Here is a 24,704-nt window from a genome sequence, read left to right on the forward strand (position 1 = left end):
ATGTCACAATATACCCCGATGATCCAACAGTATCTGGCGATTAAGCAAGACTACCCAGATACGTTTTTGTTTTTTCGCTTAGGAGATTTTTATGAATTGTTTTTCGAGGATGCGATCCTTGCTTCCCGCGAGTTGGAAATAACATTGACCGGACGAGAAGGAGGGGGAGAAGAACGCATTCCAATGTGCGGAGTCCCTCACCATTCCGCTGAAACTTATATTGCCGAACTGTTAAAAAGAGGCTATAAAGTAGCGGTTTGCGAACAGGTAGAAAACCCGAAGGACGCCAAAGGAGTTGTCAAACGGGAAGTCACTCGCGTTATTACTCCGGGAACGATGATGGAAGGCAATTGGTTAACGGATAAAGAGAATAACTATCTGGTTGTCATTGCAGAGAAGGCAGGAAGCGAAGCTGTCGCCGCATGCGATATGAGTACTGGTGAAATGTATGTTACTTGTTTTGCCAGAAGTGGGACACAGGCGCTGGACGAAGCAATGCAGTATCGTCCGCTCGAAATTGTCTTATGCGACCAAGTAGCACAGCGTTACAAACCAGACGTAACCATTTCCTATTTACAGACACAAGATATCGATCTCGATCTGGCCATTAGCCAGTATGGACAAGAGGCTCAACTGCTTAATGAATCAATGAGACTGGCAGTTAGTTCCCTTCTTACGTACATAGGGGCGACTCAGAAACGTGGTCTTGCTCATCTGCGTGTTCTCAAGCAGTATGAGTCAACCCAGTATCTGCAGATGGACCCTTATTCCCGCCGTAATTTGGAACTGACGGAAACCATCCGGGACAAGAGTAAAAAGGGTTCGCTTCTGTGGCTTCTGGACCGCACGGAAACCGCGATGGGCGGACGGATGCTCCGCAGATGGATTGAACGTCCATTACTAACACTTTCCGAAATCGAACGTCGGTTGCAAGCTGTTGAATTTTTAAAAGACCAGCTATTGCTGCGTTCGGATATTCGCTCCAGTTTGGATGAAATCTATGATTTGGAGCGATTGGTAGGCCGAATCTCGTATGGAAATGCTAATGCCCGCGACCTCGTGCAGCTCCGTCATTCTCTGGAAGCGATTCCTGCGCTTATCCATTTGTTAGAGAATTGTGGCTCTGAGGTACTTGCCGCTCTGGCAGACGGAATGGATAGCTGCAAGGATGTGGCTCAATTCCTGAAGTCATCCCTTGTGGATGAACCTCCGATTTCTGTCCGAGATGGGGGGATTATTCGCTCTGGCTATGATGAATACTTGGACAAGCTGATTACCGCCAGCCGTGAAGGGAAGCACTGGATTGCCCAATTGGAACAGGCTGAGCGTGAGATGACCGGGATACGCTCCTTAAAGATCGGTTTCAATAAAGTGTTTGGTTACTACATTGAAGTGTCTCGCGCCAATCAATCTCTCGTACCACTAGATCGATATGAACGCAAACAGACACTTGCGAATGCGGAACGCTTCATCACCCCTGAATTGAAGGAAAAAGAAGCGCTGATTCTGGAAGCGGAAGAGAAAATGGTTGAGCTGGAGTATCAGCTTTTCACTGAAATCCGTTCCAGAGTCGCTCAACATATTCCTCGCATTCAGACGTTGGCGGAAAAGGTGGCAGCTATTGATGTGCTGCAGTCTTTCGCTACCGTCAGCGAGGAGCGGGGATTTATCCGACCAGAAGTGTCTGCGTCGGGTGAGTTACACGTAGTGGCAGGTCGACATGCCGTTGTAGAAGCTGTACTGGAGAATGAACAATACGTCTCCAACGACGTCCAACTAGATCCTTCTGAACGGCAAATCTTGCTGATTACTGGGCCGAACATGGCAGGGAAGAGCACATATATGCGTCAAATTGCCCTGATTGCCGTGATGGCTCAAATCGGATGTTTTGTTCCAGCCAAAGAGGCCAAGCTTTCGCTGATCGATCAAATCTTTACAAGAATCGGTGCGGCCGATGACCTGGTTGGCGGACATAGTACCTTTATGGTCGAGATGCTGGAAACTAAGAATGCGTTGGTCAAGGCCACAGATCGCAGTTTGATCCTGCTCGATGAGATCGGTAGAGGGACGTCCACATACGACGGAATGGCGTTAGCCCAAGCTGTCATTGAATATATCCACGACCATATCGGGGCCAAAACCCTGTTCTCCACACATTACCACGAGCTGACCCAACTGGAAGAATCGCTTCCAAGGGTGGTTAACGTGAACGCGCGTTGTGAAGAACGAAACGGTAAGCTGCTCTTTTTACACAAAATTGAGCCGGGTAGAGCTGATCGCAGCTACGGTATTCACGTGGCGGAGCTTGCAGAGATGCCAAGACCAGTAATAGAACGAGCACGAGTTATTCTGGAAGGTTTGGAAGCGGAGAAAAAGCGTCTGGACACGGAACAATTGTCCTTCGAGACTTACTTCCGAGAACCTGCTCCAGTGGCAGCAACTCATCAAGTGAATGAACAACCTGTCCAAACGGTAGAAGTAACATGTCCAAGACCGCAGGAACAGTCGATTCTCGAGCAGCTTCGTCAGCTAAACCTGAATGATACAACGCCGATGCAAGCTTTAATTACCCTGTCAGAATGGAAACGGAAGATCGATGAGTAATAACCAAGCGGGGGAGGAGAGATAAGCGAGTGGGCAAAATCCAAGTGCTTGATGAACACCTAAGTAACATGATCGCTGCTGGTGAGGTAGTAGAGAGACCAGCGTCTGTTGTGAAGGAATTGGTTGAGAACTCAATCGATGCGAGCGCAACCAAAATTGAGGTTCACATCGAAGAAGGCGGCCTCCAGTTGATTCGGATCATAGACGATGGCAATGGAATGGATCGGGAGGATTGTGTGATCGCCTTCGAACGTCACGCCACAAGTAAGCTTCGGACGGCCCGTGACTTGTTTCAAATCCGTACGCTTGGCTTTCGCGGAGAGGCACTTCCGAGTATCGCCTCTGTCGCGCGTCTGGAGCTGTTGAGCAGTCAATCGAGCAGCGAAGTGGGGACCAAACTACTGATCGAAGGCGGGCATGTCAAACAAATAGAAGATTCGGCGATGGTAAGAGGTACTCAGATTTTGGTTCGGGAGCTTTTCTACAACACACCGGCCAGGTTGAAATACATGAAGTCGATTTCTACTGAAGTTGGCCATATTTCTGACTATGTGAATCGTCTCGCCCTGACTCATCCGGATATTGCGTTTACGTTGACGCATAACGGCAAGGCTCTTTTGCAAACGTCAGGTGACGGGAAGATGCTTCATGTAATGGCTGCGATTTACGGCGTACAGATTGCCAAGCTCTTGCTCCCTATTGAAGGAGAGTCACTTGATTTTAAATGGCGTGGCTTTTTGTCCAAAACCGAAGTTACTCGCTCTAACCGTTCGTATATCAGCACCTTGATTAATGGTCGTTATGTGCGCAGTAACGCCTTAACAGCAGCGATTATGCGAGGATATCATACTTTGCTTCCAATTGGACGATATCCGATTGCGGTGATCGACATCGAGATGGACCCCACCTTGGTTGATGTGAATGTTCACCCATCCAAGCTGGAGGTACGTTTTAGTAAAGAGCAAGAGCTTTGCCAACAGATTGAGAAGTCGGTGCAATCCGCGCTGCGAGAAGGGCTTGGGATAATCAAACCACTGCAGATAGAGAAAAAGGCAAGAATTATCACAGAGAAACCGATTCAGCCGCAATTTGATTTGGCTCCTCCTTCGTCAGTTAATCGGCCTGCACAGACACCCACTCAAATGTGGACAGAGCGGGTAGGTGAGAATCGACCGCCAATTATCCGTAAACTGGAGCCCCATCCTGACTCGATTCAGGTTGTTCGCGATTCGAATCAGGATGGTTACGAGTCTGCTTCACAGACATGGCGAGAGCAGACGAAATCGGAGTTGATTCAATCCAATCCTGTTATAATCGACGAGTTGAAAGAAGAGCGCGAAGAATTAATGGAGCCAGCTGAATCAATGGCTACAGTTGAATCAGATAATCCGACACAGTCCGTCTATCCCCAAGAATCTGTGAATCACACTGAATTAATCGATTTTCTAAATTCTAGCGACAGTGAAGAGGTAGCCCAACAACACCCGGCTGTCCCGGCGCTTTTTCCTGTTGGACAGGTTCATGGAACGTATATCGTTGCCCAGAATGACAACGGAATGTACCTCATTGATCAGCATGCAGCGCAGGAGCGAATTTACTATGAGCTGTTCATGCGCAAGCTCGCCGAAGAAACCTCAATCAGTCAGCTTCTGTTACTCCCGCATACGATTGAGTGTACCTCAGCGGAAGAAGTGAAGCTGAAGAAACGTCTTGATTTACTTCTATCGCTAGGATTAGAGATGGAATGGTTTGGCAACCGAACTTTTGTGGTTCGTTCTCATCCACAATGGTTTCCGGAAGGGGCTGAACTTGAGATCATCGACGAATTAGTGCAATATAGTATTGGACTATCGGATAAAGAAACCGCAGATATTCGTCCAATTCGCGAAAAAGCAGCGATCATGATGTCGTGCAAAGCCTCGATTAAGGCTAATCGATACTTGACCATACCAGAGATGGAAGCGTTACTCGGAGATTTGCGTTCGACTTCCAGCCCGTTTACTTGTCCGCATGGTCGACCGATTATTATTCATTTCTCGTCCTATGATTTGGAGAAGATGTTCAAAAGGGTCATGTAATTCCTGTCGACAATGGAAAAAGCGCATAGAATTTGAGTTATTTCGCAACTTTGGAAAAGCCTAACTTTAGTTAGGTTTTTTTCATTTTGATTATTGCTATACTCGTCCAAGAAATTCCGACAAAAAGCGTGAATCGCTGAATTACCAGTGCAATCATTCTAATGAAGTAAGAGGTGTTTATGCACATGAATCAATCTGAACCCAGAATCAGGCTTTGGTCTCGCCGTTTAGGAAGTATATTCTTGGCGTTTCTCATTGCAATGATGTCCTTCATGAGTACAGAAAAAACGGCCAATGCGGCCTCGTCAACCTGGACAACGGTGGGATCAATGCCACCGCCAAACGTGTATTCCATAGTCGATGTAAACGGCACGCTGTATTCGGGGACATGGAACAACAGCAACGACGTATGGTCGTACAGTAACGGTATGTGGACACAGATAAGCGGCTCGCCGAGCAATGTGGTTTCCTTGCTTAATGTAAATGGCACGCTGTATGCAGGGGCGAACGATGGCGTCTGGTCGTACAGCAACGGTACGTGGAAGAAGATGAGTGGCTCGCTGAGCAATGTGCAAACCTTGGTCGAAGTAGACGGAACGCTGTATGCGGGGACAGAGAACGGCGGCGTAGGTGTATGGTCGTACAGCAATGGTGAGTGGACGCCGATGGACAAGTCGCCGGGCTATGTGCGTTCCTTGGTCGAAGTAAACGGTATGCTCTATGCGGGTACACGGCAAAGTAGTAATGGCGTATGGTCGTACAGCAATGGTGAGTGGACGCCGATAGACAAGTCACCGAGCTATGTGCGTTCCTTGGTCGGAGTAAAAGGTACGCTGTATGCGGGGACAGAGAACGGCGGCGAAGGTGTATGGTCGTACAGTAACAGCACGTGGACACAAATGAGTAAATCGCCGGGCAATGTGCGTTCTTTGCTCACGGTAAAAGATACGCTGTATGTGGGGACGCAGTACGGGTACAACGATGTATGGTCGTACAATAACGATACATGGAAGCAAATGAGCGGCTCACCGGGCGGTGTGTATTCCATGGTCGAAGTAAACGGCACACTGTATGCAGGAACGCAATCTGGAAGGAACGATATCTGGTCGTACAGCAACGGTACGTGGAGCGGCTCGCCGAGCGAAGTCTATTCCTTGCTCGAAGTAAACGGAAAGCTATATGCAGGTGTGTGGAACAACGGCAACAACGTATGGTCGTACAGTAACGGTACGTGGACAATCATGAACAACTCGCCAGGCAATGTGATTTCCATGCTTCTTTTAAACGGTACGCTTTATGCGGGGACGTGGAACGGCAGCAACGACGTCTGGTCGTACAGCAACGGTACGTGGACGTCCATGGACAAGTCGCCGAGTAATGTGTATTCCTTGCTAAATGTAAATGACACCCTTTATGCGGGGACATGGAACGGCAACAACGGCGTCTGGTCGTACAGCAACGGTACGTGGAAGCAGATGGAAGGTTCACCGAGCAATGTCTTTTCCTTGCTTAATGTAAACGGCACGCTTTATGCGGGGACGGAAAACAACGAAGGAGTATGGTCGTACAGCAACGACACGTGGAAGCAGATGGACAAGTCGCCGAGCAATGTGCATTCCTTGATAAATGTAAACGGCACGCTGTATGCAGGGGCGAACGATGGCGTCTGGTCGTACAGCAATGACACGTGGACGCCGATGAAAGACTCGCCGAGCAATGTGTATTCCTTACGATATGTTGGCGGCACGCTGTATGCGTCGACGGATGACGACAAAGGAGTATGGTCGTACAGCAACGACACGTGGACGCCGATGAGTGGTTCGACCAGCGGTATGTACACCTTGCTTCAAGCAGGCGGTACGCTGTATGCAGGGGGATATTATGGTGTAGGGCAATTTGTGCTTCCTGTTCCCGATGTACTGGACAATCTGCAAGCCGGCAACACGACGACGACAACAACTACGCTTACGTGGAATGCAGTTTCTGGAGCAACGGGCTATAACATCTACGAGAATGGGGGCAAAAAGGCGATCGCGACCGTATCTAGCCCTACCCACACAGTGAATGGCCTGACACCAGGCACCGTATATACGTTTACGGTGAAAGCACTCAATGAAACGATTGAATCGGCGCAGAGCAGCGCAATCGATGTTTGGACTGTTCCGAATGCTCCCATAGATCTGACAGCAACAACAAAAGATTCCCAAGTGGCGTTAAGCTGGTCTTCTGTAACTGGGGCAACAAGTTACAAAGTATACAGAGGGACGTCGAGCGGAAGTTATGATGCGACGCCAGTGGCAACTGTTACAAGCGAGACGACGTACACAGCGACAGGACTAACCAACGGGACGAAGTATTATTTTGTAGTAGTGGCAAGCAATACGGGAGGAGACAGCGTTGCCTCCAATGAAGCGAGTGCAATGCCCATCGTGTCCAGTGATGCGACCTTGAACGGACTGGCGCTGTCGAGTGGTACACTAAGTCCCGGTTTTTCATCTGGGAGAACTTCCTACGTATCCTCTGTGCCCAATAACGTATCCAGTCTGACGGTATCCGCAAGTGTAGCTAATGTCAACGCCACGATGACGGTAAACGGAAATCTGGTAGGAAGCGGTCAACCAAGCGGAGCGATCCCCTTGAAGGTTGGTAGCAATGCCATTTACATAGTTGTGACCGCGCAAGACAACACTGTGAAGACTTACACCATTGACGTGACAAGAGCACAACCTTCTCTTCCTTCTCCTTCTCCGTCTTATTATCCGGTTACAGACGTGAGCCTGAATCCGACGGAACTCAGCTTAACCGCTGGCGGCGAAACCTCAGTCATGCATGCATCGATCAAACCATCTTACGCTACCAATCAAAGCGTGACATGGAGTAGCAGTAATCCGCAAGTGGCGAAGGTTAGTAGTGATGGGGTTGTCACACCACTTGCTCCAGGTACCGCAACGATTACAGTTACGACTGTAGACCAAGCCAAGACAGCGACGTGCAAGGTGAATGTTGTTGAAGAGAATAAGTTGGTCGGATTTGAGGCGTCAGAAGATACGATTCTTCTAAAACCGAACCAATCGTCTCCCGTTACTCTGTATGCCGTCTATTCTAATGGCACCAAAGAAGACATCACCAAGAATAAAGAAGTGAAGTATCGTTCCAGTTCGAAGACAATCGCGACTGTAACGAAAGGCGTAATTAAAGCGGGGAGAAAAGAAGGTGAGGCGACGATTACCGTTACCTACCAAGGTAAGAAAGTAGAAATCTCCGTGGTGATTTCGATGCTGGATGTAACTAAATTGGAGCTAAAGCCGACCAACCTGCAACTAGGAGTGGGTCAAGAGGAACAGCTTCAACTGACTGCAACGCTATCCAACAAGAAAACTGTGGATGTAACCAAACGAGCGAAGTGGTCTACCAGTGACCCAGATTTGGCATCTGTTGATCCAACTGGCAAGGTGAAAGCCATTGCCCCAGGTACGGCTGTCATCAAAGCCATATATGGTGGCAAGACGTCCGAAATGTCCGTAAAAGTAGGCGAGGCAGACCAGGTCAAGCGCCTTCTCACAAGCAAACGGAAGGTGACGATAGCTGCAGGAAAAAAACAAGCTGTCAAGCTAACCGCTTATTATGAGAATAACTCGAAAAAAATCGTAACCGAGCAAGCAGATTGGTCGAGTGAAGACGAGGCGGTTGCTACCGTGGAACATGGTGTAATTAGTGGAGTAGCCAAAGGAACAGTGAAAATCAATGCGACGTACCAAGGGAAAACAGTGACAATCACGGTTACGGTTGCGGAATAAACAAGGAAAAGGCTTGCATCTCATTGAACTGCACACCAATTGTTAGACACACCTAACAATTGGAGGTGCAGTTTTTCTATGACCAAATTTACAGTAGACCCAACCCCGGACTTTATTAACCTATTGAATCAATGGTAATATGTTGGTAAAGTTATATAGCCGACCGTACGACAATCGTGGTAGAAGAAGCGGTAGATGAAACGAGTGATGCAGATTGATCATTACAACAGGCCTTGATCCCAGCGTAAGCACGCTAGAGCACGCGAAGCGGCTTGCCGAGCAGTTTGGCTTGCCGATAGTTGAGCGTAAAGACGCTTCTCTGGCTGCACTTCGACGCAAGTATCAAGTAGAGAAAATTCTAGTCGTATCGTCCAAGGGCGCAAGGATCGAACAACCACAAGGTCAGTCGTTCTTTTTTCACCCAAATACCGCAGCTTTTCGTATAAAGCGGCTGGAGCGGGGCGATACTGATACTATGCTTTCTGCTTGTCAAATACAACCGGGAGATTCAGTGTTGGATGCAACTCTCGGATTGGGCGCCGATGCGATTGTCTTTGCTTATGCTGTAGGCCCAACTGGTCAAGTGGTTGGCTTGGAATCTGAGAGAATCATAGCCCTTCTTGTGGCAGACGGATTGACGCATTGGGAAAGTGCCGAATCATTGCAACAGGCAATGGGGCGTATTCAGGTTGTCGCAAGTGATCACTTGGACTATCTGAGCGCTTTACCTGATCGCTCATTCGATGTTGTATACTTTGATCCGATGTTCGAACATGCGGTGGGAGAGTCTACGGGTATTTCGGGTTTGCGAGAGTTTGCCAATCACGCACCTCTGTTGGAACAAGCGATTCAGCAAGCGCTTCGGGTTGCGAGAAAACGTGTGGTGTTGAAGGAAGGCAAGGCAGGCAAACTTTTTGAACGATATGACTTTCTTCCGTATCGTAATCGAGAGCATCACGTCGTATACAGTTATAGAGAAGTTTAGGAGGGAGTGACTTGGCGGAGCACAAAGAAAAACTGGTCGTTATTGTGGGACCAACCGCGGTTGGGAAAACTTCATTGAGTCTGGATCTGGCACAAGCCTTCCACGGCGAAATCATTTCCGGAGACTCCATGCAAGTGTATCGGTATATGGATATCGGAACGGCTAAAGCCTCCCCAAAAGAACAAGCAGTTGTTCCCCATCATCTGATTGACATCATTAATCCGGATCAAGATTACTCTGTTGCTAGTTTTCAAGAGATGGCCAAGAGACTTATAACGGAGATGAATCAGCGTCAGTGTCTTCCTTTTATGGTAGGAGGGACTGGGCTATACATACAATCAGTCACACACAGCTATCAGTTTTCTCAAGCAGAGCAGGATTCAGAGCTTCGCGACCAGCTTCAGCGGATGGCCGATACAGAAGGTCCAGAGGTTTTGCACGAACGTCTTCGCGCGATCGATCCAATTACGGCGGATCGACTCCATCCCAATGATGTGAAGCGAGTGATTCGCGCAATTGAAATTTATCAGCAAACAGGTCAAACGATGGCTGATTACCAGCACCGAGCCGAATATTCACCGTATGACATTGTCATGATCGGACTCACCATGGATCGTGCCAAGCTGTACGAGCGAATTAACCAACGCGTTGATCTCATGATTGAAGAGGGACTGATTGAAGAAGTGCGTAACTTGCTGGATGCAGGTTTCGATCCATCCCTTCAATCCATGCAGGGTCTTGGCTACAAAGAAGTAGTCCCCTATTTGTATGGTGAAATTTCTTTGGATCATGCCATCCATGAAATAAAAAAACGTACCAGACATTTTGCCAAACGTCAGTTGTCCTGGTTTCGTCGTGTTCCCGAAATTCAATGGTTTGATTTGACCAACCCTGGTGAAACCGACAAGGTAATGGAAACAATTCGCCTATCTATGGCAGGAAAGTTTCACCAAATGCCGAATATATAAACTTACAAGTCCTTTTAGGGGGTATTTTCGAATGAAGCAATCCATCAACATCCAAGATACGTTCCTGAATCATCTACGCAAAGAAAACATCGCGGTCACCATCTATTTGGTGAATGGCTTTCAACTAAGAGGCTATATTAAAGCGTTCGATAATTTCACTATTGTGATTGATAGTGAAGGAAAACAACAGCTCGTTTACAAACACGCAATCTCCACATTTACACCGCAACGCCCAGTATCGCTCATGACGCAAGAAACCAACCAATAACCGTTGATATTGCTAAGATGATTGGAAAAACAAGAAGGTGAACCAGCCGGTGGTTCACCTTTTTTATTTTAACCTCCTGGAAAGAAACGGGCAGGTTTTTGGGATAGGGGAGTATACTGAGGTATGGGGCGAAGGAAGGTGAACGCTTGTGAAGCAACCAGCGAATGGTTCGGGTGAGAGAGTGGTTGGTACCACCAATCTTCCTAACCGAATACAAGTGGTGTTTCATCATACAGAAAAACAAAAAACACCAGAGACCCTGGCCGAAAGAGTTCGAACAACCGCATCTGTCAACCTCGTTCAGGTCTTTGACGAATTAGAAACGATGATCGGCCTTGCGGAAGCGAAGAAGCTGATGTATGAAATCTACGCCCTCCTCCGTGTCAATCAGGAAAGGGCCAAGCACGGCATGAAAATTGAACAGCAAGTGTACCATATGGTGTTTAAAGGGAATCCGGGAACTGGAAAAACCACTGTAGCCCGTATTGTTGGACGTATATTCAAGGAAATGGGAATAGTAAGCAAAGGGCATCTGATTGAAGTGGAACGAGCCGATCTCGTGGGTGAATTTATTGGACACACAGCTCAGAAGACACGGGAGTTGATCAAGCGAGCGATGGGAGGCGTCTTGTTTATCGATGAAGCCTATTCGCTTGCGAGAGGCGGAGAAAAAGATTTTGGCAAAGAGGCGATTGACTGCTTAACCAAAGCAATGGAAGACGCCAAGAACGAGTTTATTTGCATTTTGGCTGGGTATACAGAAGAAATGGAAGCGTTTTTGCAATTAAACCCGGGTTTGCCTTCGCGATTTCCGATTCAAATCTCTTTTGTGGACTATTCGGTAGAGGAATTAATGAATATTGCCGAACATATGGCTTCCACGAAGCAGTATGAATTGTCACATGCTGCCAAAGAGAAACTACGGATGCATTTAAACCATTGCCTTCAGAATCCGTTTCTCGAGAACTTTAGTAACGCTCGTTATATTCGCAATGTCATCGAGCAGTCCGCACGATTGCAGGCGGTAAGATTGTTGAAATCTGCGCAACTAACAAAAGAAGATCTACTAACCCTGCGCGCTGAAGATATCGTGTTTACCTAGAGTAACAATCGGTTTGTATCTGTGATAGAATAAGGGTTTAAAGGGCTGCAAGGAAAGGATGTCCATATAGATGACAGATAATCTGATCAAAACACATGAAACAGCGATACTAGTTGGCTGCAATCTTGATAATCGAGATGAAGAACGTGCTCGACTCTCGATGGAAGAATTACATGAGCTTGCCCGGACGGCCGACGTGGAAGTACTGGATGTCATGACACAGAATCGTGACCGGGTGGATTCGGCATGGTATTTGGGAACCGGGAAGATTCAAGAGATTGCCGCCAGATCCAATGACCTCGGCGTAGATATCGTGATCTTTAATGATGAATTATCTCCTAGCCAGAATCGAAACCTGGAAGGGTTATTTGATTGTAAAGTAATTGACCGTACCCAGTTGATCCTCGATATTTTTGCTGGACGCGCACATTCGCGTGAAGGGAAAATTCAGGTCGAGCTTGCCCAATACAGCTATCTGTTACCTAGACTAGCTGGTCAAGGAAAACAGCTGTCGCGTTTGGGAGGCGGTATTGGTACAAGAGGTCCGGGTGAAACAAAACTGGAAAGTGACCGTCGTCATATTCGCAAACGCATTAGCGAGTTGAAGGCTCAGCTGGATGATGTGGTTCGTACTAGAAACCTACATCGTGAACGGCGGAAAAAGAATCAGGCGTATGAGATTGCTCTTGTCGGGTACACCAATGCAGGCAAATCTACACTTCTGAACCGCTTGACCAACTCCAGCACGTTGCAGGAAAACAAATTGTTTGCGACGCTCGATCCAACGACACGCCAGTTGAATCTGCCAAGTGGTCAGGATGTGTTGCTCACCGATACGGTTGGATTTATTCAAGACTTGCCAACGAGTTTGGTTGCGGCGTTCCGTTCTACATTGGAAGGGGTCAAGGAAGCCGATCTTATTTTGCATGTGGTGGACGTTCACCATCCAGACTTCGAAATTCATATGGAAGTCGTTGATAAGGTGCTCGCAGAACTGAAAGCGCAAGAAATCCCTCAACTCATCGTCTATAACAAAGTGGATTTGGTTCATTCAGGCACCTACATCCCCAACCAATCCGACTCGATCGCCATGTCCGCCCTTCATGACGATGACCTGCAACGGCTTTTGAATCGGATTGAACAGATTGCGCTTCAATCTTTTCATGAAATGGTCCTGCAGGTTCCCGTTGAGCGGGGTGATATTCTCTCGCTACTTCATCGGGCTGGAGTGGAGATGGAACAGGAGTTTGACGAAGACTCGTCCGCTTATCGCATAACAGTCCGCTTAAATCAGGACAATCCGATCTATGGCAAGGTATTTGAGTTTCTGGAGAATAAACCAGAGGTTACACTGGAACCGTGGGAGTAAGATCATCTATCCCAACTATCATTGTTTGGTAAGAAAGGAAGTAATACTAGATGTTTAACCTTTTTACATATGGCAAAGAACTTCAACCAATCGTTGAAGACGTAGAACAACAAGTTGCCACTCGTCATAAAGAAATCGCATCATTGGTGGATTACAACCAATTGCGTGTTCTCCGTTCTTTTCAAAAACATGAAGTAAATGAGTTTCATTTTGCTCCTTCCACTGGTTATGGCTATGACGATATGGGACGATCTACACTAGAATCCATCTACGCTGACGTGTTTGGTGGGGAAGCGGCACTGGTTCGTCCGCATATTATCTCTGGAACGCATGCGATCGCCATCTGTTTATTCGGTTTGCTTCGTCCTGGTGACGAATTGCTCTATATCACTGGGAAACCATACGATACGCTTGAAGAAGTGGTTGGAGTGCGCGGAGAATCCCAGGGCTCTCTTAAGGATTATGGAATTGGATACAACACGGTTCCGCTGACAGCTGAAGGCGAGATTGACTTTGCGGCTGTTCAGAACGCCATAACATCCAAGACAAAAGTAATCGGAATCCAGCGTTCGCGAGGCTATGCTGACCGACCTTCTTTCACTATCGCCAAGATAGAAGGAATGATTCGCTTTGTAAAAGAAATCAATTCGAATCTGATTGTTTTCGTGGATAACTGCTACGGTGAGTTTACGGAAGAAAAAGAACCGTTACACGTCGGAGCAGACATCATGGCGGGATCTCTGATCAAGAATCCGGGTGGTGGTCTTGTAAAAACCGGTGGCTACGTGGTCGGAAAAGAAGAATACGTCCGTTTAGCCTCTTACCGTATGGCTGCACCTGGGATTGGAGCGGAAGGGGGAGCGTCGCTTTATTCGCTTTTAGAGATGTTTCAAGGGTTCTTCTTGGCCCCTCACGTAGTAGGAGAAGCGCTCAAAGGCGCCATATTTTCCTCGGCTATGCTGGAGAGACTCGGATTTAGAACCAATCCGCTTTGGCATGAACCGCGAACTGATTTAATACAATCAATTGAGTTCGGCTCTGCTGATCGCCTGATTGCGTTTTGTCAGGGTATTCAAAAAGCGGCTCCAGTCGATTCTCATGTTAAACCTTTGCCAAGTGAAATGCCAGGTTACGCTGATCCAGTTATTATGGCCGCCGGTACCTTTATCCAAGGAGCAAGTATCGAGTTTTCGGCTGATGGTCCGATTCGCGCGCCTTACCTTGGCTTTGTTCAAGGTGGACTTACCTATTCTCATGTCAAAGTGGGGATTCTTACTGCGTTGGATAATATGCTCACCCAAGGTTTGCTCGAGCTGCCGGCAAAGTAAGTTTCTCTTATGAGGGTATAGGAAAGAAGGCGGCATCTATTGAACATAGAACAGTCAGAAGTAAAAATGCGAATTTTGCAAGCTGCCAAGAAGCTTTTCGCAAGACAAGGCTATGAAGGAACGACCGTACGTCAGATTTGTGAAGCGGCGGGAGTGAATGTTGCCCTGGTCTCGTACCATTTTGGGGGCAAAGAAAAGGTATTTTATACGCTAGTCGATACGTTTTTTAGGACCCAGCAGCTACTTGAACAAATTCAATCCATTGAGAGTCCCGTTGAAGTGATGAAGAAGCTGATCCATGAGGCGATTATGTTTCGTGACAGAGAACCGGAGTTAACGCTTATTTTTCAAAATGAGGTTACCTTGCAAAGCCCGAGAACGAGTGAACTACGGATGTATACCTATCCGCTCTGTCAGTTTATTCGGGACAAGCTGTTGGAAGGGAGAGAACAAGGCGTGTTTTCCTTTCGGTCACTGGATTACACGCTTGTTTTTGTGATGCAGACCATTATGTTTTCAAACTGTCATCCGTTTTTCCAACCCATTCTTTCTGGTGAGATGCGAAGTCAAGAAGAAGCCGTACAAGACACGGTTTCTTTTGTTTTGAGAGGCTTAGGGTGTCCAGTATAAATTGAATGTATCAGGCTATGTGAGTTAAATTACGATTTCTATGTAACATTTCCTAACATAACGTTTGACATATTTCTTCACAGAGCGTATTATAGGAATAGATCAAGTGCACGACATACTTGATAAGACAAGTAAGTAAAGGGGGAGCATCTGATGAGTGATCAGATCCGTCGTAATATGGCTCTCTTCCCGATCGGCATTGTGATGAAGCTTACTGAATTAACTGCTCGGCAAATTCGCTATTATGAGCAGAACGACTTGATTCATCCGGCAAGAACGGAAGGTAAGCAACGTCTATTTTCTTTTAATGATGTAGATACTTTATTAGAGATCAAGTCATTGATTGAAAAAGGCCTAAACATCGCAGGCATTAAACAAGTTATGGATATGAAAGGCGCAGAAGTTGAGGAAACACAGATTACTGAGAAATCTGAAGCGAAGCGCAAAGAAATGTCCGAGAAAGAGCTTCGTCAACTATTGAAGCAACAAATTATGAATCCCGGTGCATCTCGTTTAGGCGAGACCGCACTGATTCGTGGAGAGCTATCACGCTTCTTCCACTAAACTATAAATCATACTGAGAATTGGATGAGGGGGAGATTGTTTTGAGACGTTACACCAAAGAGGACATTATTCGACTGTCGAAGGAAGAAAATGTGAAGTACATCCGTTTGCAATTTACTGACTTGATGGGTGTTATCAAGAATGTAGAGATTCCAGTCTCTCAGCTTGAAAAAGCGCTCGACAATAAAATGATGTTTGACGGTTCTTCCATCGAAGGTTTTGTGCGTATCGAAGAATCTGACATGTATCTGTATCCTGACCTCGACACTTGGGTAGTATTCCCTTGGGGCACTGAGGAAGGCAAAGTAGCTCGTTTGATCTGCGATATCTACATGCCGGACGGTTCTCCATTCGAAGGTGACCCTCGTCAAATTCTTAAAAAAGTAATCAAAGAAGCTGAAGCGCTTGGCTTCACTGACTTCAACGTAGGTCCAGAACCAGAATTCTTCCTCTTCAAATTGGATGAAAAAGGTGAACCTACTCTTGATCTGAACGACCAAGGTGGTTACTTCGACTTCGCTCCACTTGATATGGGTGAAAACTGCCGTCGTGATATCGTATTGACCCTTGAAAAAATGGGCTTCGAAATTGAAGCTTCTCACCATGAAGTTGCACCTGGTCAACACGAAATCGACTTCAAATATGCGAATGCAATCCATGCTGCAGACCAAATCTTGACTTTCAAGCTGGTTGTTAAAACAATCGCTCGTAAACACGGTCTCCATGCTACTTTCATGCCAAAACCATTGTTCGGCGTAAACGGTTCCGGTATGCACGCTCACCAATCCTTGTTCCGCGGCAAAGAAAACGCGTTCTACGAAGAGTCCGACGTGTTGGGCTTGAGTGAAACTGCTAAGCAATACCTCGCGGGTATCCTGCTTCACGCACGTGGTTTTGCTGCGATCACCAATCCATTGGTAAACTCTTACAAGCGTTTGGTTCCAGGTTACGAAGCACCTTGCTACGTTGCTTGGTCCGCGAAAAACCGTTCTCCATTGATCCGTATCCCTGCATCCCGTGGAATGGGTACTCGTATCGAAGTGCGTAACCCAGACCCAGCAGCTAACCCATACCTCGCTTTGGCCGTAATGCTGAAAGCTGGTTTGGACGGTATCAAAAACAAATTGCAAGCACCTCCTGCAATCGATCGCAACATTTATGTGATGGATGAGCAAGAGCGTGAAGAAAACGGAATCGATAGCTTGCCATCCACATTGAAAGAAGCAATCGAGTGCTTGAAAGCTGACCCAGTAATCTGCGAAGCTTTGGGCGAGCACGCTTTGCTCCACTTCATCGAAGCAAAAGAAATCGAATGGGATATGTTCCGCACCCGCGTACACAACTGGGAACGTGAACAATACATGAATACGTATTAAGATAAAAGCTGAAACCCTTACGCCACTTGGCGTGAGGGTTTTTTGTGGTGTTTTTTTAAATATAAATTGTCATCGGCTCGTGGGTCTGGAGGAACTGTACACCCAAAATGCAGCCCAAGCAGTACAAATGAAACGGATTAATGTATACGACTCTTTAGATTCAATCCTGCTCAATGGAGATTTTTGAAACTTTTAGGGTAGAATGACGTAATGATTAGAGAATATTGGATGCTCTAACAGGTAGTTGAATGTTTCTTGAACGAGGAGGTTTTCCATGGAGATCTTATTATGGATTATGATCATTACGTTATTCGGATTAAGCCTTGCTGGAATCTTTTTTCCGGTATTGCCTGATTTAATACTGATGTGGATTGGGTTTCTCTTATATCAGTTTGTTTTGGTTGCACCTGGGGCACCGGGACTTCCACCTTCTTTCTGGTGGGGGATGGGGATCTTAAGTGCGCTTTCTTATGCTGCGGATATACTGGCCAATATGTATTTTGTGAAGCGCTCAGGGGGGTCTCGGTTATCTTCGATAGGGGCTATTGCGGGGGTTATCCTCGGGATCTTTGTATACCCTCCACTCGGAATGATTCTGCTTCCATTTTTATTTGTGATAGCGATTGAGCTGTTCATCCAAAAGCAGTCCATTGAGAAAGCGATCAAAGTTGGATTTGGTTCACTTTTCGCGTTATTAAGCAGTGCGGTAGTTAAGGTATTCATTCAAATTTTGATGATTATCTGGTTCTTCATCGCAAGGTAATAAGCATGGATTAATCATTCACGTTGAAGGGGTGTTTCAATTGAGCGATCTGAAGTTGATTGAGGAGTACAAAACCAACTTGCAAAATTATTCGCTGGATCAACTGAGGCATATATCCGAGCAAGGGGGTTGGTCGCTCGGTCAAATGTACAGCCATGTGATCCTTGTGGCTCTGGAATACCTTGACAACGTGGAAGCATGTGCAGCAGCAAGTGGGGAGCAAACGCTCGGCAAGACGATGGCCGGTGAGAATTTGTACAAGAACGGTGGATTTCCGCCGATTAAAATCAAGTTGCCGGACTTGCCTGAAAACACACCCAGCAATTCGGAAAGTAAAGAGGACCTCTCCGACGGACTCGATCAAGTAAAGCAGAAGATGTTGGAATGGGAAGGAAAAGTGGAAGGCGTGAACTCCAACTATAAAGTTAAACATGATGGCTTCGGCTGGCTGAACGCGAAGGAGTGGTTTGATCTTATTGATATGCATTTCCGCCATCACCTGAGTCAGAAGAGGGAATTGGAACAAAAGCTAGGGTTATAAAATTTAATTCATATTCAACAAAACAGCTCCCCGACTAGCGGTGTTCGCTAAATGGGGAGCTGTTCTTTTGAAACAATGTTCAAACCAGTTTAATTAATGAATGGTACGGTAAACTCCGATGACCTTTCCAAGGACGGAAACGGATTGAAGAATGATTGGTTCCAAAGAGGAGTTTTCTGGCTGTAAACGAAAATGCGTCTTTTCTTTAAAGAATCGTTTTACTGTAGCTTCGTCTTCCTCAGTCATGGCTACCACGATATCGCCGTTGTTTGCAACACTTTGCTGACGGACAATGACATAGTCGCCGTCCAGAATTCCAGCTTCAATCATACTGTTACCGGAAACGCGAAGCATGAACACGTTATCGGACGACACGACATTTTCAGGGAGCGGGAAGTACTCTTCGACCTGCTCGATGGCGGTGATCGGTTGACCGGCTGTTACTTTACCAAGAACGGGAACTCTAACTACACTAAGGTCGAAATCTTCCTGGAATCGGTCGGAATCACCCAGAAGCTCAATCGCCCGTGGCTTGGTCGGGTCACGGCGGATCAACCCTTTTTTCTCCAGACGCGCCAAATGACCGTGAACAGTAGAGCTAGAGGCTAGTCCTACAGCTTCTCCGATTTCTCGAACAGATGGGGGATATCCTTTATCTTTTACTTCTCTACGAATGAATTCAATAATGGCTTGTTGACGATTGGAAAGCTTGGACATTTCCACACCTCGATCCTCGAGTCTTTTACTACATTATACCATGGGATCTTGCGTTCGACAAACATAAGTTCGTTTTTCTAGGACATCTCCTATTAAAAGAAGCGGGGTTCGTTAAAACTTCTGGTTTCTTCGTCTAACCTTACGGTGAAATTTAGCAAATGTTCCAATAGCCAAGTGGTATCCCCCGGAAAGCAACAAATAAAATCTGGAGTAACTCCACTTTTTTGATAAAAATTGAGTTTAGTGGCTATTGACTAGAAGATAACTCCAATTTATACGATGAACCCATTAACATAAAACGAATGGGTTGTTCGATTAATTAATTGAAAACTCGGAATTCTCGATTGCGTTATCGTGGGGTATTGCATCACATATATCATCTCAAAAGGAGGAGTAGTCCAAACCGAATGAATGCAAGGGAGATGGCTCTAGAATCTCTGTTCGGGGAAAATAAATGTAAGCGCTTTCTATAGTGATATCGTCAAGTTTGTTGAGCGAGAGGTATTTCTATAATGTAAAAAGGGGGAAGAACTAGTTATACTAGCCTGTGTTCAAACCATCCGAAGTTACTTCAGTTACAGCCGTAAAACTGTTTGAGATTATCAAGCAGGCAGGTATCCAGGCAGGAGTAGCCAATATGATTAAGGAACCTGTCGAATGGTTCAGGGGGTGGGCATGGGGAATACTGTATTCGAGTATCAGAATTATATCGAATCCAACCCAATACAAGTAAAAGACAACAAGAGAGTTCGGCACCAAAAAAATTAGCACGCTGTTTTTACGCTACACGATAGTCGCTATTCTAGGCAATTTGTCTTTTGCGGGTCGGTCGGTTATTGACGGGATGATCGTAGGAAATCTAGTGGCATCAGAATTAGCGGGTGTTGGTATCGGCTATACCATCATGGTATTGAGTCGCGCGGTCGGTACCCTGATGGCGGCTGGTGCTGGAGCGGTAGTTGCGCTCCGACTAGGGGAAGGAAAAACGGAAGAAGCGAGGAATATTGTAGGACAATCCCTTTGGTTTACCACCATTTTATCAATAGTTATCGCAATATTTGGATTATTAAACAACGAATCATTGATGCTTTTTTTGGAGCGACCGGCGATGCTGTCCCATTTGCTGTATTGCCGGTCATGCTTAGCTTCTTTGTTAGTGTCGATGAACGACCAGCTCGCCACAGGCTTCTCCTCCTTTTCCGTACAACTTACGATGTTTATTGCGATTGTGATCGATAATATTCTGCTTTCGGACTATGGGGGAGAATTACATGTCTTTGCATTTACGATCCAAAATGGATATATCATCAATTATCTTGTGCTCATGGCATTAGGGGCTGTCACAGGAGTTCAGCCGATTATTAGTTATAACTATGGCGCAAAATTATACGGCCGTGTGAGAGAAGCAACGTGGGTGGCGATCCAAATTTGTAAGATCTTGGCGTTTGGACAATAAAGGATATTTAATTTCACATTCCCGCTGGGCGCAATTACCTTGTTGATCTCAGGTTACTTTGAAGCGGTCGAGAAAAACGGTAGATCACTCTGATCGCGATTGGGAGAACGTTTTTATTCCTTCTGCCCCTCATCTATATTTTGCCTCACTATTATGGGGTGGATGGGGTATGGTACGCGGCGCCGCTAGCTGATCTGCCTTCGTTCGTTGTAGCTGCCATTTTTATGATCAGATAATTCAAAAGATTAAGAAGTCCGGAAAACTAATCAGTTAGGAAAGAAATGTATAAATCGACTAAAGGAGGATTACGATGCACACAGATTACGTTTTTCTTAATGGAGAGGTTATTACTGTAGATTGTCAAAATGGGATTGCAGAAGCGGTAGCGGTAAAAGAGAACCGGATCGTCGCAGTTGGCTCAACTGAAGAGATCAAGCAATTCATTGGAGAAAAAACAAGCGTTATTGACCTTCAAGGAAGAAGTCTGCTTCCTGGTTTTATCGACTCTCATTTGCATATTCTTGCTTATGGAATCGACAAATTAGGTGTAAGCTGCAAAGAGCCCCACATTCAATCTCTGCAAGATATCTTGAATGATTTGCGCGCCAAAGCCTTGGAGCTGTCAAAAGGAAAGTGTGTGAGAGCGTGGGGGTTCAATGAATCAAAAATAATCGAACAACGGTACCCTACCCGTGACGAATTGGACGAAATTTCAACCGAACATCCGATCATTGTCGTTCGCGCATGCAATCATATCTCAGCGGTCAATTCCAAAGCGCTAGAGATGCTTGGTATCACCAAAGATACACCTAATCCCAAGGGAGGCATTATTGAACGGGATGATCAGGGGGAGGCCACAGGACGTTTGTTTGAAAACGCTCATTTTCAAGCGACCAAAGCGTTTCCTTTTTCTGAAGAGGATCTTCGTCGCGCTTTGGCGATGGCGTCTGCCGACTATGTATCAGCGGGCATTACGAGTGTGCATGATGCCGGAACCAATGATTCTGACAGTTTCAGAGTGATGCAACAAGCAGCGCGCAGCGGTTTGGTCAAGGTGAGAATCTATGCGATGGTGTGTGCGATGGACAATCCGGAAGAGTTTATCAAAAACATGATGGCAGCTGGAATTACAACCGGTGTTGGAGATGAACGGTTCAAAATTGGGCCTGCCAAGCTGTTTACGGACGGCAGTAGCAGCGGTCCAACCATTGCCACAAGAAAGCCGTATACCAGCAACCCTGAGGATTACGGAATCCTATACTATACGCAGGAAGAAGTGAATCGCATTTTGGGTGAGGCGCATCAAAAAGGCTTTCAAATAACAGCTCACGCTCAGGGAGATCGGGCTATCGAAATGGTGCTGAATTGTATCGAGGAAGCCATGACGAAATATCCTTCTTCCAATGCCCGTCATCGTATTGAACACGCAGGGGTTACAGAACCTGACTTGCTTGCCAGAATGAAAAAGCTTGGCGTAGTTCCCATTCCTAATCCGCCATTCTTTTATGAGTACGGTGACGGATACATCAAAAACTACGGAGATCGCGTCAACCACATGTATCCACTGCGTGATTTCTTTGATAACGAAGTCATAGCGGCTGCTGGTTCGGATAGCCCTGTAACTGATTATCGTCCACTTTTTGGTATCCATGTAGCCGTTAACCGTAAAAGTAAACAAGGGACTGAAGTCGGGGGAAATCAGAGAGTCAGCGTGATGGAGGCCATTCGAGCCTATACGTGGAACGGCGCTTACGCCAGCTTTGAAGAAGATATAAAAGGAAGCATTGAAGTTGGAAAGTTGGCCGACTTGGTCGTATTAGATGGCAGCATTATGCGAAGTGACCTCACTTCGATCGCTGATCTGTCGGTTGAGATGACCATGATTAATGGTGAGTTGGTGTATCAAGCCGCCAAATTGAATCAAGAGAAAATAACGGAAGTCTAAAGTCTCTTTTTATGTTGCATATTTTTGGGGGGAATTCGCCTTGATAAGGAAAAGAATCTCACTTAATTTCCAAGTGATCGTCATTCTTACTCTTCTGCTAGTTCTCCCGATTTCAGGGATCGGATTCTATCTGTTCTCCAAGCTAGAACAGGATCTGCTCAGCATCGGAGGCGAGCAGATTGTCAGTTCAAGTCATTCTGTTAACCATCTGCTGGAGAAAACCGGAAGTGACTTGTTGGATCTCGTTACTCCGAACTCCCACTGGAGTGACTTTCGGAACGCGGTTTCTAAAAAAGACAGCAACTGGATTAAAGAGAATATCAACATTGCAAAAGGAAACCTAACGGGAATTAACTTTGTTATCACTTCTGACCTTGATGGAAACATTCTTTCACAGACAGACGCAATCGACGGTTTTACCAGCTCCGTGCCGATGAATATGACGGAACGAATGAAAAAGGAAGCCAAATTTAATGGGATTATCCCAGTCAAAAACGGGCTAGCAATGATTGCAGCCTCAAGCATTACAGATGAATCGGGAGCGGCGACTCCAGTCGGATGGCTTATCTATGGTCGACATTTGGACAAGGAAACATTGATCGAAATGAAAGAGACATTGCAGGTTGATGTCGCCCTAATGACAGAGGATCAGTCCTTCTTGACGACAGATGCAACCATAACCCAGGCGACACTCAAGCCGTATCTGGCGAGCGTGATTGCCGGAACAACCGATCTGCAAAAAGTTTTTGCACAATACAACGGTGTGGACAAAGCACAGATGTATTCGCCTGTTCACGATCTCACCGGAAAGCCAATCGGCGTTATGGCGGTCACACAATCGTTATCAGCCACAACAAAAGTAAAACAAGAACTTAAAACAGGGGCGTTCATCTCCGGCTTTGTCATTTTACTGTCCTTTATCCTATTGAATATCGCGATTCGGAAACGTGTTGTTACTTCCATTAAGCAACTGGTCAAAATTCTGGACGGTATGGCACATGGAAATCTGCATACACAAGTGGATGAACGGTTGGTGAAACGAAGAGATGAAATAGGGACTTTGTTTCAGTCACTCTCTGTGATGCTCGGGAGTATGCGGAGTCTATTGCGTAACGTCAACGTAACCGCGACAGAACACGCTACTCATGTAGCTTCGTCAGCTGTGCAACTGGCTTCTACGGCAGAGCAGACATCAGGTGCTACGGAGCAGATTGCGCTTGCGATCAAGGAAATTGCCAGCGGTTCTGACAAACTGATCCAGGAAGCAACTCATTCGACTGCCTTGCTGGACGAAATGAACGAAGGAATTCAAAAAATTACGGATACCCTGTCCATTGTTAACGAATCATCCACGCTCACTACCCGTGAGGCCATCCAAGGCGGAAAAGTAGTAGAGGACGCGGTACATCAAATGGAAGCGGTGAATGATTCCTTCCAGAGTCTGATGAGTTTGATCCGTAACGTGGAAGATAGTTCTAAGGAGATTGACAAGATCATCCGCTTTATTACGGATATTGCCAGTCAAACGAATTTGCTTGCACTTAATGCGACAATTGAAGCAGCAAGGGCCGGGGAACATGGAAAAGGATTTGCGGTGGTGGCGGATGAGATACGAAAACTTGCCGAACAAACCCAGGTTTCTTCTAATCAGATCAAGCAGATTGTGCAACTGATCCAACAGCATTCTTCTTCATCGACAAAGGCCATGGATCAAGTGTACTCGGAGACTTCCAAAGGTTTAATGGCTTTTCGGGATGTAGGCGGTATTTTTGAACGAGTATTGGAAGCTGTTCATAGGGTACAGGAGCAAACCGATTTGGCAAATACAGCATCGACTACCCTTTCTCATTCATCGGAAAAAGTGGCCATAGCGGTATCCAACACAACGAGCTTTGCAAATGAGTCGGTGGGGAAAACCCGTACCGTTGCCGCATTAGGTGAAGAACAATTGGACGCGATGAAAGAAATTTTTTCTTCATCGGAACGGTTGAAACGTACAGCGAATGAACTACAAGTTGTTTTGCAAAATGTTAGACTTGAGGAACAGTAATTTTGAAGGTCTTAAAATATCCCATTTGTGTTAACAGCCATAGTGTCATTCTTGGTTGTCTGCGCAGATGGGATATTTATTTTGGGGGGATGATGTTTTTTCTTGACATGAACATTTGTTCGCATTATGATAGAAACAAGAGATGGGAACAAATGTTTGGGGG

Annotated in this window: 19 protein-coding genes; 18 read left to right on the top strand and 1 reads right to left on the bottom strand. The window is 46.2% G+C overall.

Annotated elements, in window-relative coordinates; translation table 11 throughout:
* The 14 genes from mutS (at position 1) to ACQCN2_RS14265 (ending at position 18,373) form a co-directional block, all read left to right on the top strand.
* Complete coding sequence (gene mutS / locus ACQCN2_RS14200; RefSeq protein ID WP_426929583.1) at positions 1 to 2,604, top strand: DNA mismatch repair protein MutS; 2,604 nt, start codon at positions 1 to 3, stop codon at positions 2,602 to 2,604.
* Positions 2,605 to 2,633: 29 nt separating this feature from the next.
* The gene (gene mutL, locus ACQCN2_RS14205) at positions 2,634 to 4,682 is read left to right on the top strand and encodes a DNA mismatch repair endonuclease MutL (protein ID WP_426929584.1); all 2,049 of its coding nucleotides are present in this window, start codon (positions 2,634 to 2,636) and stop codon (positions 4,680 to 4,682) included.
* A 185-nt stretch (positions 4,683 to 4,867) separates the two neighbouring features.
* Positions 4,868 to 8,479, top strand: coding sequence for an Ig-like domain-containing protein (locus tag ACQCN2_RS14210; protein WP_426929585.1), 3,612 nt, complete (start codon positions 4,868 to 4,870; stop codon positions 8,477 to 8,479).
* Positions 8,480 to 8,693: 214 nt separating this feature from the next.
* Positions 8,694 to 9,464 carry a class I SAM-dependent methyltransferase gene (locus ACQCN2_RS14215; RefSeq protein ID WP_426929586.1) on the top strand — a complete coding sequence of 257 codons (771 nt, stop codon included), beginning with the start codon at positions 8,694 to 8,696 and terminating at the stop codon, positions 9,462 to 9,464.
* Between the two features lie 11 nt (positions 9,465 to 9,475).
* Positions 9,476 to 10,432 (top strand): tRNA (adenosine(37)-N6)-dimethylallyltransferase MiaA, encoded by a 957-nt coding sequence (miaA, locus tag ACQCN2_RS14220; RefSeq protein ID WP_426929587.1) that lies wholly within the window; start codon positions 9,476 to 9,478, stop codon positions 10,430 to 10,432.
* A 31-nt stretch (positions 10,433 to 10,463) separates the two neighbouring features.
* Complete coding sequence (gene hfq / locus ACQCN2_RS14225; RefSeq protein ID WP_426929588.1) at positions 10,464 to 10,700, top strand: RNA chaperone Hfq; 237 nt, start codon at positions 10,464 to 10,466, stop codon at positions 10,698 to 10,700.
* Between the two features lie 148 nt (positions 10,701 to 10,848).
* Positions 10,849 to 11,802 carry an AAA family ATPase gene (locus ACQCN2_RS14230; RefSeq protein WP_426929589.1) on the top strand — a complete coding sequence of 318 codons (954 nt, stop codon included), beginning with the start codon at positions 10,849 to 10,851 and terminating at the stop codon, positions 11,800 to 11,802.
* 70 nt (positions 11,803 to 11,872) lie between these two features.
* On the top strand, positions 11,873 to 13,171 hold the full coding sequence (gene hflX / locus ACQCN2_RS14235) for a GTPase HflX (protein ID WP_426929590.1): 1,299 nt from the start codon (positions 11,873 to 11,875) through the stop codon (positions 13,169 to 13,171).
* A gap of 50 nt (positions 13,172 to 13,221) precedes the next feature.
* Positions 13,222 to 14,499, top strand: coding sequence for a methionine gamma-lyase family protein (locus tag ACQCN2_RS14240; RefSeq protein WP_426929591.1), 1,278 nt, complete (start codon positions 13,222 to 13,224; stop codon positions 14,497 to 14,499).
* 39 nt (positions 14,500 to 14,538) lie between these two features.
* Complete coding sequence (locus tag ACQCN2_RS14245; RefSeq protein ID WP_426929592.1) at positions 14,539 to 15,129, top strand: TetR family transcriptional regulator; 591 nt, start codon at positions 14,539 to 14,541, stop codon at positions 15,127 to 15,129.
* A 153-nt stretch (positions 15,130 to 15,282) separates the two neighbouring features.
* Entirely contained in the window at positions 15,283 to 15,693 is a 411-nt protein-coding gene (locus ACQCN2_RS14250) for a MerR family transcriptional regulator (protein WP_426929593.1), read from the top strand.
* A 41-nt stretch (positions 15,694 to 15,734) separates the two neighbouring features.
* Positions 15,735 to 17,069, top strand: coding sequence for a type I glutamate--ammonia ligase (gene glnA / locus ACQCN2_RS14255; RefSeq protein WP_426929594.1), 1,335 nt, complete (start codon positions 15,735 to 15,737; stop codon positions 17,067 to 17,069).
* A 274-nt stretch (positions 17,070 to 17,343) separates the two neighbouring features.
* Positions 17,344 to 17,832 (top strand): DUF456 domain-containing protein, encoded by a 489-nt coding sequence (locus ACQCN2_RS14260; protein ID WP_426929595.1) that lies wholly within the window; start codon positions 17,344 to 17,346, stop codon positions 17,830 to 17,832.
* A gap of 31 nt (positions 17,833 to 17,863) precedes the next feature.
* Positions 17,864 to 18,373: a DinB family protein gene (locus tag ACQCN2_RS14265; protein WP_426929596.1), complete on the top strand. Its 510-nt coding sequence runs from the start codon at positions 17,864 to 17,866 to the stop codon at positions 18,371 to 18,373.
* Positions 18,374 to 18,466: 93 nt separating this feature from the next.
* Here ACQCN2_RS14265 and lexA read toward each other — a convergent pair whose 3' ends face one another.
* Positions 18,467 to 19,090, bottom strand: coding sequence for a transcriptional repressor LexA (gene lexA, locus ACQCN2_RS14270; protein ID WP_426929597.1), 624 nt, complete (start codon positions 19,088 to 19,090; stop codon positions 18,467 to 18,469).
* 547 nt (positions 19,091 to 19,637) lie between these two features.
* Between lexA and ACQCN2_RS14275 the strand changes: the two genes are divergently transcribed.
* From ACQCN2_RS14275 to ACQCN2_RS14290, 4 genes are all read left to right on the top strand, one after another.
* Positions 19,638 to 19,823, top strand: a complete 186-nt coding sequence (locus ACQCN2_RS14275) for an aldehyde dehydrogenase family protein (protein WP_426929598.1) — start codon at positions 19,638 to 19,640, stop codon at positions 19,821 to 19,823.
* Between the two features lie 66 nt (positions 19,824 to 19,889).
* Positions 19,890 to 20,546, top strand: a complete 657-nt coding sequence (locus tag ACQCN2_RS14280) for an MATE family efflux transporter (RefSeq protein ID WP_484479032.1) — start codon at positions 19,890 to 19,892, stop codon at positions 20,544 to 20,546.
* Between the two features lie 310 nt (positions 20,547 to 20,856).
* On the top strand, positions 20,857 to 22,491 hold the full coding sequence (locus tag ACQCN2_RS14285) for an amidohydrolase (protein WP_426929600.1): 1,635 nt from the start codon (positions 20,857 to 20,859) through the stop codon (positions 22,489 to 22,491).
* 40 nt (positions 22,492 to 22,531) lie between these two features.
* Entirely contained in the window at positions 22,532 to 24,541 is a 2,010-nt protein-coding gene (locus ACQCN2_RS14290; RefSeq protein WP_426929601.1) for a methyl-accepting chemotaxis protein, read from the top strand.
* Positions 24,542 to 24,704 lie beyond the last annotated feature (163 nt).

The organism is Brevibacillus ginsengisoli, from assembly GCF_050113715.1.
Lineage (GTDB): Bacteria > Bacillota > Bacilli > Brevibacillales > Brevibacillaceae > Brevibacillus_H > Brevibacillus_H ginsengisoli.

Excerpts from the sequence above, each read along its gene's own strand:
- mutS (WP_426929583.1), top strand. The coding sequence starts at position 1 with ATGTCACAATATACCCCGATGATCCAACAGTATCTGGCGATTAAGCAA.
- ACQCN2_RS14210 (WP_426929585.1), top strand. The coding sequence starts at position 4,868 with ATGAATCAATCTGAACCCAGAATCAGGCTTTGGTCTCGCCGTTTAGGA.
- hfq (WP_426929588.1), top strand. The coding sequence starts at position 10,464 with ATGAAGCAATCCATCAACATCCAAGATACGTTCCTGAATCATCTACGC.
- hflX (WP_426929590.1), top strand. The coding sequence starts at position 11,873 with ATGACAGATAATCTGATCAAAACACATGAAACAGCGATACTAGTTGGC.
- ACQCN2_RS14240 (WP_426929591.1), top strand. The coding sequence starts at position 13,222 with ATGTTTAACCTTTTTACATATGGCAAAGAACTTCAACCAATCGTTGAA.
- ACQCN2_RS14250 (WP_426929593.1), top strand. The coding sequence starts at position 15,283 with ATGAGTGATCAGATCCGTCGTAATATGGCTCTCTTCCCGATCGGCATT.
- ACQCN2_RS14260 (WP_426929595.1), top strand. The coding sequence starts at position 17,344 with ATGGAGATCTTATTATGGATTATGATCATTACGTTATTCGGATTAAGC.
- lexA (WP_426929597.1), bottom strand. The coding sequence starts at position 19,090 with ATGTCCAAGCTTTCCAATCGTCAACAAGCCATTATTGAATTCATTCGT.
- ACQCN2_RS14285 (WP_426929600.1), top strand. The coding sequence starts at position 20,857 with ATGCACACAGATTACGTTTTTCTTAATGGAGAGGTTATTACTGTAGAT.